This window comes from Acinetobacter lwoffii (assembly GCF_052078135.1).
Classification (GTDB): domain Bacteria; phylum Pseudomonadota; class Gammaproteobacteria; order Pseudomonadales; family Moraxellaceae; genus Acinetobacter; species Acinetobacter lwoffii_Z.
The window spans coordinates 131,474-144,298 of sequence record NZ_JBQGUZ010000007.1 but is presented as its reverse complement, the minus strand read 5'-3'; the positions used below and the strand labels follow the sequence as shown (position 1 = coordinate 144,298).

General features: G+C 45.1%; 12 protein-coding genes and 1 rRNA gene. 4 read left to right on the top strand and 9 right to left on the bottom strand.

The window, feature by feature from the left end; genetic code table 11:
• The 3 genes from rrf to ACTL4S_RS06900 form a co-directional block, all read left to right on the top strand.
• A 5S ribosomal RNA gene (gene rrf / locus ACTL4S_RS06910) occupies window positions 1-103 on the top strand; the annotation flags it as partial.
• A gap of 191 nt (window positions 104-294) precedes the next feature.
• The gene (locus ACTL4S_RS06905) at window positions 295-1,467 is read left to right on the top strand and encodes a PQQ-dependent sugar dehydrogenase (RefSeq protein WP_441299012.1); all 1,173 of its coding nucleotides are present in this window, start codon (window positions 295-297) and stop codon (window positions 1,465-1,467) included.
• A 460-nt stretch (window positions 1,468-1,927) separates the two neighbouring features.
• Window positions 1,928-2,323 (top strand): tautomerase family protein, encoded by a 396-nt coding sequence (locus tag ACTL4S_RS06900; protein ID WP_213686606.1) that lies wholly within the window; start codon window positions 1,928-1,930, stop codon window positions 2,321-2,323.
• Window positions 2,324-2,591: 268 nt separating this feature from the next.
• On the opposite strand, the gene ACTL4S_RS06895 is transcribed toward ACTL4S_RS06900, so the two are convergent.
• The 5 genes from ACTL4S_RS06895 to ribF form a co-directional block, all read right to left on the bottom strand.
• The gene (locus tag ACTL4S_RS06895) at window positions 2,592-3,134 is read right to left on the bottom strand and encodes an NADPH-dependent FMN reductase (RefSeq protein ID WP_441299011.1); all 543 of its coding nucleotides are present in this window, start codon (window positions 3,132-3,134) and stop codon (window positions 2,592-2,594) included.
• 130 nt (window positions 3,135-3,264) lie between these two features.
• Complete coding sequence (locus ACTL4S_RS06890; protein ID WP_004281217.1) at window positions 3,265-3,747, bottom strand: FKBP-type peptidyl-prolyl cis-trans isomerase; 483 nt, start codon at window positions 3,745-3,747, stop codon at window positions 3,265-3,267.
• Window positions 3,740-4,279 (bottom strand): signal peptidase II, encoded by a 540-nt coding sequence (lspA, locus tag ACTL4S_RS06885; protein ID WP_004281218.1) that lies wholly within the window; start codon window positions 4,277-4,279, stop codon window positions 3,740-3,742. The genes ACTL4S_RS06890 and lspA overlap by 8 nt, the downstream gene beginning before the upstream one ends.
• Window positions 4,272-7,118: an isoleucine--tRNA ligase gene (gene ileS / locus ACTL4S_RS06880; protein WP_441299010.1), complete on the bottom strand. Its 2,847-nt coding sequence runs from the start codon at window positions 7,116-7,118 to the stop codon at window positions 4,272-4,274. Before ileS ends, lspA begins: the two co-directional genes overlap by 8 nt.
• Window positions 7,119-7,182: 64 nt before the next feature.
• Window positions 7,183-8,184 carry a bifunctional riboflavin kinase/FAD synthetase gene (ribF, locus tag ACTL4S_RS06875; protein WP_441299009.1) on the bottom strand — a complete coding sequence of 334 codons (1,002 nt, stop codon included), beginning with the start codon at window positions 8,182-8,184 and terminating at the stop codon, window positions 7,183-7,185.
• Window positions 8,185-8,415: 231 nt separating this feature from the next.
• Between ribF and ACTL4S_RS06870 the strand changes: the two genes are divergently transcribed.
• On the top strand, window positions 8,416-8,979 hold the full coding sequence (locus tag ACTL4S_RS06870) for a 5'-methylthioadenosine/S-adenosylhomocysteine nucleosidase family protein (RefSeq protein ID WP_441299008.1): 564 nt from the start codon (window positions 8,416-8,418) through the stop codon (window positions 8,977-8,979).
• A 66-nt stretch (window positions 8,980-9,045) separates the two neighbouring features.
• Here the strand turns inward: ACTL4S_RS06870 and ACTL4S_RS06865 are convergent, their stop codons facing one another.
• The 4 genes from ACTL4S_RS06865 to ssuD all read right to left on the bottom strand — a co-directional run bounded on the left by ACTL4S_RS06865 (window position 9,046) and on the right by ssuD (window position 12,807).
• Window positions 9,046-9,666: a TetR family transcriptional regulator C-terminal domain-containing protein gene (locus tag ACTL4S_RS06865; RefSeq protein ID WP_004281222.1), complete on the bottom strand. Its 621-nt coding sequence runs from the start codon at window positions 9,664-9,666 to the stop codon at window positions 9,046-9,048.
• A 322-nt stretch (window positions 9,667-9,988) separates the two neighbouring features.
• Window positions 9,989-10,795 carry an ABC transporter ATP-binding protein gene (locus ACTL4S_RS06860; protein ID WP_441299007.1) on the bottom strand — a complete coding sequence of 269 codons (807 nt, stop codon included), beginning with the start codon at window positions 10,793-10,795 and terminating at the stop codon, window positions 9,989-9,991.
• 21 nt (window positions 10,796-10,816) lie between these two features.
• Window positions 10,817-11,632 (bottom strand): aliphatic sulfonate ABC transporter permease SsuC, encoded by an 816-nt coding sequence (ssuC, locus tag ACTL4S_RS06855; protein WP_222112419.1) that lies wholly within the window; start codon window positions 11,630-11,632, stop codon window positions 10,817-10,819.
• Window positions 11,632-12,807 (bottom strand): FMNH2-dependent alkanesulfonate monooxygenase, encoded by a 1,176-nt coding sequence (gene ssuD / locus ACTL4S_RS06850; protein WP_441299006.1) that lies wholly within the window; start codon window positions 12,805-12,807, stop codon window positions 11,632-11,634. The genes ssuC and ssuD overlap by 1 nt, the downstream gene beginning before the upstream one ends.
• Window positions 12,808-12,825: the final 18 nt, after the last annotated feature.

Sequence of the window (12,825 nt, the reverse complement as noted above, 5' to 3'; positions counted from 1 at the left end):
AGCAAGAGTGAACCACCTGATCCCTTCCCGAACTCAGAAGTGAAACCTCTTAGCGCTGATGGTAGTGTGGGATTACCCATGTGAGAGTAAGTCATCGCCAGCTCATTATTCCAAAATCCCCCTCCGCATTAGCAGAGGGGGATTTTTTTATGTGTAAAAATTATAAATAAAACTTCAAAATTAACTCGTTTTATAGTTTTTAAAATGTATCTATTTACCTTTCTCTGCTGAATTTACATTATAAATTCTGTATCTTGATGTTAATTTGAACAATAAATCAGTATGGAGAAGATAATGTTGTCGCAATTTAAAATAAAAATTCTACTCAGTTGTTGTGCTTTAGCATTTACTGCCTGTCATGCAGAGAATTCATCTTCTAGAAGTAGTCAAGAGGTATCTACATCAGCTGCCAAATCGGATGCAGTCTCTTCAAACTTGCAAAAATATAAGACCGAACAGGTTGCTCAATTTAATGAACCATGGGCGATTACTACTTTAAATGATGGCCGGCTATTGGTTACTGAGCGTAAAGGAAAATTGCAGCTCTTTGATCCAAACACCAAGAAAAAAATTGAAGTTAAAGGCATACCTCAAGTCGCATATGGAGGCCAGGGTGGTTTAGGTGAAGTGGCCTTACATCCAGATTTTGCAAAGAATCGGTGGGTATATCTGAGTTATGCCGAACAAGGCCAGGGTGGATATGGTGCAGTGGTAATCCGTGGCAAACTGGATTTAAATCAAGCCACCCCTCAACTGACACAAATTAAACGGATCTGGACGCAAGTGCCGAAATTTTCTGGCCAGGGACATTATGCCCATCGAATTGTATTTGGGTCGGATGGTAAGTTATGGATCAGTTCAGGAGAACGTCAGCAATTCAACCCTGCACAGGACATGCAATCTAATGCCGGTAAGATTATTCGCCTGAATGATGATGGCTCAATCCCTGCCGATAATCCGTTTATGACTCAGGGTAAAATTGCTCAGCAGGTCTGGAGTCTTGGACACCGTAATCCTCTAGGCATGGCTTTTGATCCGAAAGGGCAGCTTTGGGTGATCGAAATGGGACCGAAAGGTGGCGATGAACTGAACAAGATTGTCAAAGCTAAAAATTATGGCTATCCGTTAGTGTCCAATGGCGATCATTATGATGGCAAGCCGATTCCTGACCACAGTACCCGACCTGAATTTGAAGCTCCGGCACTGGATTGGACTCCAGTAATTTCTCCTTCAGATTTAATGTTTTATACTGCTAATGTCTTCCCGCAATGGAAAAATAAGGCGATTGCGACCGGTCTGTCTTCCAAGGCGATTGTGATTATAGATACGACCCAGACCCCAGTGAAAGAAGTTCAGCGTCTGGATATGAAAGAGCGGATTCGCGGGGTTGCTCAGGCACAAGATGGTTCACTGTGGGTGATTCAAGATGGTTCGCAAGCCGGTTTGTTAAAAATGACAGCCCCTTAATCCTCTGCTTTTAGGATGCTTATCTAAATATGAAAGATTGAATAAGCTGACCCTCTGAATAAAAGGATTTTTAAGCTGATGCTGACATGAAAGAAAAAGGCCTCTACATCCTGTGAAGGCCTTTTCATATTCTGTTAAAGGTATAATATCTGTTATACCGATCAGCATCCTGCTACGTGAATTTTTTTATTTTTCTTACAAGACTTCCTGTCTTGGTATGATCTGAATATAGCCTGAAGCGATACAGTGCAATAGGGCAGTTTAACTGCATGGATTGTAGGTCAAAGCCGACAGCCAAATTTAAAAAGATAAATTCAAAAATACTGTTTTAGAATGATCATCCGATCAAATTACAAATAGGGATGGTGATTTTGCTGTATTTTAGCGAGAGAATACTCTTTTCATATGCATCAACTGATATAAATAAAAATGTCGATAAAATAATAAAAAGGAAACTCCTATGCCTACGATTCAAATTGAAGTTCGCCAACAATATCCTCAAGCAGTTGAGGAACAATTGCTTAACAGCGTATTTCATTGTGTGAAAACCGCCTTTCAGCTGCCTGAATATGATCGTAATATTCGTCTGGTCGTGCATGAAGCGCATCGTTTTCAGTATATGAGCCATTTAGCTCAGCCTGAATATTTTACCTTGGTCAGTATTGACTGTTTTGCTGGCCGCAGTCTGGAGACCAAGCGAAATTTGTATCAGCAGATGGTCAAAAGTCTCGGGGAAATCGGTATTCCTGCAGACCATATTCTGATTCATCTGAGAGAAAGTGCATTGGAAAATTGGGGGATTCGAGGAGGACAAGCCGCCTGTGATGTTGATCTCGGGTTTAAGGTTGATGTCTGATGCATCCAGATCAGTAGTCACGTTAAATCTAAAGTTTAAACAGAAAAGCCTCAACATCCTGTCGAGGCTTTTCTGGATTTGCTTCTCAGATCTGACTCCTGTCTAATCTGTCAACGCCCTGTTGATTGGCGCTTTTTATTGTTGTCGTATCGCTGAGCAGACTTCCTGTCTGTCTATGTACTGACTATAGCCTCGCATAAAACGACCGCATAGCGGCTAAACTCTGCGCTGCATGTAGGCTAAAACGTACAGGGCTGTCGTCTATTCATTAAGCACTGACATATTGAATCAGTCTATCCACCACAGCTTTTAACTTTTTATTATCAAATTCATTGCCTTGGAAGGAATAATCTTTGTTGCGCGCAAAGATGTCACGGATTTCGATCACGGCATTGGTATCCACCAGTCCTAGTTGAGTGCCGACTTGACGAATCTGGTCAATTGAACGTGAGCCGTTGGTCGCACCATAACCAATATAAGCTGCCGGCTTGCCTTGCCATTCCTTGCCGAGATAATCCAGGGCATTTTTCAGGGCAGGGCTATAGCCATGATTGTATTCAGGCGTGACAAAAATAAAGGCATCGCCGAGCGCAATTTTATCTGCCCAGTCTTGTTGTTTGGGCTGATCATAAATCCCGGTCAATGGCGGATGGGCACCAGAAAATAGCGGAAGATCCCATTCTTTTAGATCGACAATTTCAGTTTCTAAAGTGCTAAAGGCATAACTTTTAATTTCCTGCAGTACCCAGTGCGCCACTTTAATCGCGGTACGTCCCTCACGCACACTCCCAACCACAATATAAATTTTCATGTTTCATCCTTTCTTCGGGTCTGATCATCAAATTAATCAGATTTCAGGAAGGTGACTAGAGATGATTTGTATCCGGAAAATAAAAAGCTCCCGAAGGAGCTTTTTTAAAATCAGTTAATTAGCTGAGGTTTTACATCAGTTTAATGCCTTGCTGACCCGCAGGTGTCACTTTAAAGATTTCCACTTCAAAGGTGATGTTTTTGCCTGCCAATGGATGGTTAAAGTCCACTTCAGTGATGTCATCATTCACCGATCTCACCACGCCATACAGGGTGGCTTTGGCTTTGTCTTCAAACTCGATCATGTGACCTTCGATCGGACGTTCTCCGAACTTCACCGTATCAAATTTCTGGATGTTTTCTGGATTCCATGGACCAAAAGCATCTTCTGGCGGCAGGCTCACCGTACGACGGTCACCGGCACGTAAACCAAACAATGCTTTTTCAAAACCAGGCAGTAAATTGCCATCACCAATCACCAGGCTGACCGGTTCTTCACGGCTACGGGTATTGTCAATTTCCACGCCATTTTCGATTGCGACAGAAAAGTGCAGCTCGACTTTAGAACCGTCTGCAACCCGGGTTTCTTCGTTAGGATGAATAAAATCAGTCATGTTGTGCTTGCGCCCGTTGAATTCGATGTTTTTCTAAGAAAAAGGTATCAATCAGCATCAGAATAGTGCCTACAGTAATAGCACTATCTGCGATATTGAACGCAGGGAAGTGGCTGTTCTGGTAATACACATGAATAAAATCGACTACATAGCCGAGGCTGACCCGGTCGATTAAATTACCGATGGCACCACCCAGAATCAGGGCAATCGCCAATGGTAAAATTTTCATGTCTTTTGGCATGCGCATCAGCCAAAACACAAAGATTACAGACACTAAACCTGCCAGTGAAGTAAAGAAATAGCGTTGCCAACCACCGGCATCGGACAGGAAACTAAAGGCAGCGCCATAGTTATGTAGCAGTGTCCAATTTAAAAAGGGCAGCACAGGAACAGGATCTGCATAGTTCAGATTTGTCACTGCAATCCATTTGGTCCATTGATCCAGAATGATCGCCAGAATGGCCAGTCCAACCCACCATAAATTATGTGGATAGAACTGGAATAAGCCCTTTTTGGTGTGGGTATTAGGCATATTTTCTCTCTTCGCCTTGGCCTGTAGGAAGGTTGATGATACAACGACCGCATAGACCAGGATGTGCAGAATGTGTATTTACATCTGGTAATACATGCCAGCAACGTACGCATTTTTCGCCATCAGCTGCTGAAACTTTCACATTCAAGCCTTCAAGATCAGCCGCTTCACCTTGTGCTGCATCAAACTCATTGACGATCACTTGTGATGTGATCAGTACGAAACGAAGCTCATCACTTAACTTATCTAGCACTGCTTTTAATTCGGCATTTGCCCAAAGTTCAACTTTGGCAGACAAGTTAGAACCGACAGTTTTCGCGGTACGTGCAGTTTCAATGAATTTGTTTACTGCAGATTTTACGGCAATGAGCGTTTGCCATTCAGCTTCAGATACTACATTTGCAGTTGAAGCCACAGGAATATCATACCATTCAGCCGTGAACACGTATTTCTCTGATTGCTCAGGAATTAACGGCCAAGCTTCTTGTGCAGTGAAGCTCAGGATTGGTGACATCCAACGCACGAATGCTTGTACCAAGTGATACAACGCAGTTTGTGCAGAATGACGTGCTTGCGAATCCGCTTTCGTGGTGTATTGACGGTCTTTGATGATGTCTAAGTAGAAACCACCCAAGTCATTGATACAGAAATTAGTCAGAGCAGTCGTTACGATATGGAAGTTCATATCTTCGTATGCTTTCTTAATGGTTTCTTGCACTTCAGATGCACGTTGCAGAATGTATTGATCCAGCGCGATCAATTGATCTACAGGAAGCGCATCTGTTGATGGTTTGAAGCCATTCAGGTTAGCAAGCAAGAAACGAAGCGTGTTACGGATACGACGATAACCGTCAGAGGCACGGCTAAAGATTTCTTTACCAGCGGTCATTTCATAACGGTAATCCGCAGAGGCGATCCAGAAACGTAAACCATCCGCACCCATATCTTTAATGATGTCTTGCGGCGTGATCACGTTACCGATCGACTTGGACATCTTGCGGCCTTTTTCATCCACGACGAAACCGTGAGTCAATAGACCTTTATATGGCGCACGTTCGTTAATCGCAATCGAGGTCAATAACGACGACTGGAACCAGCCACGGTGCTGGTCTGAACCTTCAAGGTACAAATCAGCAGGATCAGTCAGTTCTTCACGTTCACGCAGTACCGCATAGTGCGTTGTACCAGAGTCAAACCAGACATCTAATGTGTCACGAACTGCGTTGTATTGTTCAGCATCCGCACCGATAAACTCAGAGGCATCACGGTTATACCAGCCATCAATGCCTTCTTGCTCGATCAGCTTAGCCACTTCTTCAATCAGTTCAGGCGTACGTGGGTGCAATTCATTGGTGTCTTTGTGTACGAAGAACGGAATTGGCACACCCCAAGTACGTTGACGTGAAATACACCAGTCCGGACGACCTTCAATCATCGCCTGGATACGGTTTTTACCCCAGTCCGGTACAAAGCTGATCTCGTTTTCAATCGCATTCAGTGCATTTTGACGTAGACCTTTGGCATCCATGCTGATAAACCATTGTGGTGTCGCACGGAAGATAATCGGGGTTTTATGGCGCCAGCAATGCGGGTAGCTATGCTTGATCACTACATGTGCCCAAAGCTTGGTTGCTTCAGTTAATGCTGCAATAATTTTTGGATTGGCTTTGTAGATGTGCTCGCCCGGGAAGATTGGCGACGTTGGTAAATACACACCATTACCACCGACTGGGTTTTCAACTTTGAGGTTGTACTGTAAACCAACTTTATAGTCGTCCACACCGTGGCCCGGTGCGGTATGTACTGCACCTGTACCGCTAGCATCAGTGACGTGTTCACCCAAGATCACTGGCACTTGGCGCTCAGCAATTAAAGGATGTTGAAGAACTAAATTCTCAAGTTTTGCACCTGTGAATTCAGCAAGCACTTCAAATGCAGTAAAGCCATAACGCTGAGTTGCAGACTCAACCAATGATTTCGCCAAGATAAAGTTTTGTGCAGCTTTATCTTCGGCTGTTGCTTTTACCAGTTGGTATTCAAGTTCAGCATGCAGTGCGACTGCCTGGTTGGCAGGCATGGTCCAAGGTGTGGTAGTCCAGATCACGATGTCCGTGCGATCAGCAACGTCTACGCCTAAACGTGCAGATAAATCCGCTAAATCAACAACGGTGAAACCGACGTCAATTGCATCTGATTTTTTATCCTCGTATTCAACTTCAGCTTCAGCCAATGATGAACCACAGTCCAGACACCAGTTGACTGGTTTAAGACCTGGCTCGATATGACCTGCTTTTGCGATTGCACCCAGTGAACGTACGATGTCGGCTTCTTGTTTGAAGTTCATCGTGAGGTAAGGATTGACCCAATCACCGAATACGCCCATACGTACGAAGTCTTTCTTTTGAAGTTCAACTTGGGTGTAGGCATATTCACGGCAGGCTTTACGGAAGGTAGACGCATCTACCTTCACGCCGACTTTGCCGACTTTTTCTTCGACTTTGAGTTCGATTGGCAAACCGTGACAGTCCCAGCCCGGTACATACGGTGCATCAAAGCCATCCATGACACGGCTTTTGATAATGATGTCTTTGAGTACTTTGTTGACCGCATGGCCCAAATGGATTTGACCATTGGCATAAGGAGGGCCGTCATGAAGCACGTATTTTTTCTTGCCAATACGCGATTCACGAATCTGCTGATAAATGTTGTCGGCATACCACTCTTCTAACCATTTCGCTTCACGTACTGCCAAATTTGCTTTCATTGCAAAGTCAGTACCTGGGAGGTTTAGCGTGGCTTTATAGTCCACTGCATTTTCAGGAGTTTGCTTATCGCTCATGCAAGTCGTCTTCCAATCTAATCAGTTATGTTACTGACACGTTTTACAATAAAAATATGGGATATTAAAAGGGAAATGTGGGGTGATTTCGACGAAACTCAAGCAGTTTCTCGACATCATCATCAATTCCGGCTTTTAGCGCTTCAAGCGAAGGATAGTCCTTTTCGCCATGTAAATAGTTTAAGAACGTCACCCGCATCAACAGGCCATACAGATTAGCAGAAACATCTGGAAAATGTACTTCTAATCGCCACTCTGGATGTGCTTGTTTGATGGCTGGACGTGTGCCGACATGACCGGCCCCAAACAGGGCAGTGGGGTCATAACCTGCAATGCCTGTTTGCGCTGGAGAATCGGCTTTTGCCTTGTCTTTTAAGGATAGGGTTTCGCAAATGACTTCAACCCCATAAATTCCCTTGAGGCACGGCTTATGACGGTTGAGCCGTACATTAATGGTGGGAAAATCAATGGTTCGACCAATCTGATCGCCATATTGCACCCGCCCGGTAATGCTATAGGGACGGCCCAGCAATTGTGCGGCCAAGGCTAAATCACCGGCTTGCAAGGTCTGGCGAATCCGGGTGGAACTAACGCGTTCACCATCTAGAGCAATGGTATTTAAATTGGTCACTTCAAAGCCGTAATTGCGCAGGAATTCGCTGTTGCCCTGACGATTTTTACCAAAGTGAAAATCATCGCCCAAGACCAGATGCCGGGCATTCAGTTTTTCTTTTAAAATGTCGGCAAAGGCTTCTGCAGTCAGGCTGCGGAAAGTATGGTCAAATTTCGCCACTGCGATATAGTCCACACCCAGCTCAGTCAGGTATTCAACTTTTTCACGTAATGATGAAATACGCGGTGGGGCATCATAACCCTGAAAGTATTCAAGCGGTTGCGGCTCGAAAATCATTACCACAGATTTTAAGCCCTGTGCTTTAGCCACCTGTTGCAGCTGACGGATCATCGCCTGATGGCCTAAATGCACACCGTCAAAATTACCGATCGTCACGGCAGTTTTGGGTAATTCAGAATGAGAGGCTAAAGCATTTAGACGGAGCAGCTGCATGGGCAAATCAAGTGCTTAGAAATATCGAGAGGCTATATATTGCCATAATCTCGCGCTTTCGTCTTGCTGTTGTGTTTTTATGCAATATTTTTCTTGAAAATTCATTTGCCTTGGAATTGAGCCGATTGGTTTTTCTACGCACTGAGCATGTCTGATCAGGGGAGTGGTGCTTTTCATTCAGCCGGTTTTGTTTTCTAATATCAGGGTTTTTCTTGATATCAGGTGTTTCGAATGTCCGATCTGGCGCTCATCATGGCTCTACCCAATGAATCCAAAGGCTTGTTTGAAGCAGAAGGCGTTCAGGTGCATTACAGCGGGATTGGCAAAGTCAACGCGGCCTTTAAAGCCTTTGAGGTAATTCAGAACACCGGTTGCAGCACCTTGCTGAATTTGGGTAGCGCGGGGAGTTCGCATTTCAATGCGCATGAACTGGTCGAAGTCACGCAATTTGTACAGCGTGATATGGATGTGTCGCCCCTCGGCTTTGAGGTCGGCATGACCCCGATGGATCAACATTTCCCGGGTGCGATTGAGTTGGATTCTTTCTTTGACCATTTACCGAAAGGGATTTGTGGCACAGGCGACAGCTTTGAAACCGGTATTTCAAAAGTGACGTGTAATTTGGTCGATATGGAAGGCTATGCCTTGGCCAAAGTCTGTAAAAAGCTGGGCGTTCGGCTGATTTCAGTGAAATACATTAGTGATGGAGCCAATGAGACTGCGCATCTGGATTGGGAAGAAAATCTGTTGCTAGGTGCGAAAAAATTATTAGATTTATATCAAATGGTAAAATAAATAGGAAGGTTAAGTTTGCTCGGCGACCATAGTAGCTATGGTCGTGTGCCAATCAGAAGCGCTTGCTTATTTATCCGTACGTGGAATCACGCCGTATAACATCATATGTACCGTATGCTGGATAATGCGTTGCTGCATGCTGCGGTTACGCAAGGTTTTACCCGTGACCATTTCCATTTGGGTCGCAAAGTCTGCATAGTTCTGGGTAATCGCCCAAATATTCAGAATCAGTAACTCAGGATCAATATCTGCAGAAATTTTGCCTTGCTCCTGCCAGTTGGAAATCACTTTGGCTTTACGCTTGACCAGTTTTTTTAGCGGACCTTTTAAAATTTCCAGAATATGCGGTGCACCTTGAATTACCTCCAAAGCAAATAAACGGGATGCTTTAGGCTGGGTACGCGACACTTCAATTTTTTGCATCAAATAATTGGTGATCGCTTCTTCAGGTTCAAGTTCAGCTTCAAGGGTTTGTAAAGGCGCCAACCATTTTTGTAGAACGGTGGTTAACACCTCAACATACAGGGCTTCTTTATTTTCATAATAATAGAAAATATTCGACTTATGCATTTCTGCAATTTGTGCGATTTCATCCAGACTTGCCCCATTAAAACCATATAGGGAAAATACGTCTAGTGCAGCATTTAGCAGCTGATTGCGTTTTTGAGTACTCTTTTTTTGTTCCATTAGCAAATATAAAAAACAATGAAAAAGGGAATCCTCAATTGTACGGCAAATCATCAGATTTGTGCACACAGTCACAGGCTAATTTTTTGAATAATGATGATTTATTCTCTAGATCAATATTTAAAACAGGGTAAATGCATTTACACCAAGAGAAAAATTCAAGTTTCTGAAAATACTTCATTTATTCATTTTTTTTCTTCATCAATGCAAGAGAGGAATAATACTGAAATGAATCTGATAAAAATGTTCTCTTATTGAGATAAATGTATTTTTATAAGAATAAGACCCAAAACCATGCGCGATTTTGGGTTGGATTGAGTATTCAGGTCGCTAAAACTGCCTGCAAGACCTGCTGTTCTAGTTCTGCAAATGTCACACTTTTTTGCCGGGGACGTGGCAAATTGACCTTAAATTCTTTGGCAATATGGCCTTTGTCCAGCAAGATAATCCGGTCTGCCAGTTGCACGGCTTCACTGACATCGTGCGTGACCAGAATGGCGGTAAAGCCTTGTTCGGTCCAGAGGCGCTCAATCAGGTTTTGCATTTCCAGACGTGTTAGGGCATCCAGAGCACCGAGTGGCTCATCCAGTAGCAGAATACGCGGCTGATGTGACAATGCCCGCGCCAAGGCGGTACGTTGCCGTTGTCCTCCGGAAAGCTGTGAAGGCCACATTCCGGCTTTTTCTTTGAGCCCTACCTTTTCCAGCATTTGCGAGGCTTTGGCATGCTGCTCTTTGCCCAGGCCTAACTGCACATTCTGTTCGATGCTGCGCCAAGGCAGCAGGCGAGGATCCTGAAACATCACCCGGATATCATCTGCAGTAATGCCTTCACGAATATGCCGGGCGGACTTAAACTTGATTTCACCGTAGCTTTGCTGTTCCAGGTCGGCAATCAAGCGCAATAAGGTACTTTTACCACAACCGCTGCGACCAACAATTGCTAGAAATTCACCCGGCTGGATATGCAGGTCCAGATCTTCCAGAACTTTGACCGAACCGTAAAACTTGTGCAGCTGTTCAATGATAATTTCGGCACCAATCACTGCAGCAGGATTGATATCTGCCGCAGGTTGTTCCAGTGGCAAAATCGGGTCATTGGCATGACGCCCTAAACTGAGATCAGTCATCACATGCTCCTCATTTATTCTTTATTTTTGATAGCCGGCATGCCAGCGTAGCAGGAATCTTTCTAAAGCCACTGCCAGAACATCGGCTAATTTGCCGAGCAGGGCATACAGTAAAATACCCACTAGAACCACGTCAGTTTGCAAAAATTCGCGTGCATTCATGGTCATATAGCCAATACCAGACTGGGCGGAAATGGTTTCGGCCACGATTAACAATACCCAGACCAGACCCAGAGAAAAACGCAGTCCGACCAGAATTGACGGCATCGCCCCCGGCAGAATAATTTCTTTATACAGTTGCCAGCGAGTTAAGCCATAGCTTTTGCCCATCTCGATCAATTGCGGATCGACGGAACGAATCCCATGATAGGTATTGATATAAATCGGGAAAAATACCCCAATCGCCACCAGAAACAATTTGGCAGATTCATCAATCCCGAACCATAAAATCACTAGGGGAATAAGGGCCAGTGCAGGAATATTCCGAATCATCTGCAAGGTGGTATCGAGCAGGGTAGAGGCAGTTCTGGATGAACCATTTAACAGGCCCAGTAATAGGCCCAACCCCCCCCCCACCAATAAGCCACTAATAGCACGCCCCGCACTGACTTGCACATGCATCCACAGTTCACCGCTGAGTAGCAAATTCCAGAAGGCCAAAACTACTGCACTCGGTGCAGGCAGAATCCGGCTTTCCAGCAGGCCTGTACTAGAGGTAATCTGCCAAATCGCAATCAAAAAAATTGGAACCAGCCAGGGCAGCAGATGCTGTCCCAGAATTGTTCCACGTGAAACCTGCTTTTGGGCCAAGGTTTCAACGGAAACGACTTTTGACATTAAGCAGACTCCTTAATTTTCTCAGCCTGCTTGTTCTCGTCCGGTGTGTAGTTGTTCGCCACGATTTCGCCAAATGGACCGGTCAAGTTTGGTTGAGTGAGTTTTTGCTGGGTTTCCAGTGGAAGTAACGGGAATACCAGTTCGGCAAAACGGATGGATTCTTCCAGATGTGGATAGCCTGAGAAAATAAAGGTGCTGATCCCCAGATCGGCATATTCCTGGATACGTGCAGCGACAGTTTCCGGATCGCCGACCAGTGCCGTACCTGCACCACCACGAACCAGACCCACACCTGCCCAGAGGTTTGGAGAAACTTCGAGTTTGCTGCGATCGCCATTGTGCAGTTCTGCCATACGGCGCTGACCGACCGAGTCCATGGATTTGAACTTGGCTTGGGCTGCAGCGATAGTGGCATCATCCACATATTGAATCAGTTCTTCAGCCGCCGCCCAGGCCTGCTCATTGGTTTCGCGTACGATCACGTGTAAACGGATCCCGTAATTCAGTTCACGACCTTTAGCTGCAGCCTTGGCTTTTACCACTGCAATTTTTTCTTTGATTGCGGCCGGTGGCTCGCCCCAGGTCAGGTAAGTGTCGACCTGATCCGTAGCCAGTTCAATGGCATCATCCGATGAGCCACCAAACCATAAAGGCGGATGCGGCTGCTGAATGGGTGGATACAGCAATTTTGCCTCATCAACACTTAAGCGTTCACCATGGAAACTAAAGCTTTCCCCAGTATGTGAGCGTTTTAAAATTTCACGCCAGATGGTGGTGTATTCGGTCGCCGTTTTATAGCGGGTTGTGTGATCTTCATAGACGCCGTCACCTTTTAGTTCCTGCTCGTCACCGCCAGTCACCAGATTCAGCAGCACCCGGCCATTGGACAAACGGTCAAAGGTCGCAGCCATGCGTGCAGCCAGTGCCGGGGTGGTCACGCCCGGACGCAACGCCACCAGGAATTTTAATTTTTTAGTGGCATCAATTAGGCTGGCGGCAGTTAACCATGGATCTTCACAAGAACGGCCGGTTGGAATCAGGACACCTTCATAACCTAAGTTATCTACCGCAACGGCAATCTGCTTCATGTAGGCATGATCTACAACACGTGCGCCCTTGCTGGTACCTAAATAACGACTGTCGCCATGAGTGGGGATAAACCAGAAAATTTTCATGTGATATTCCTTAAATTA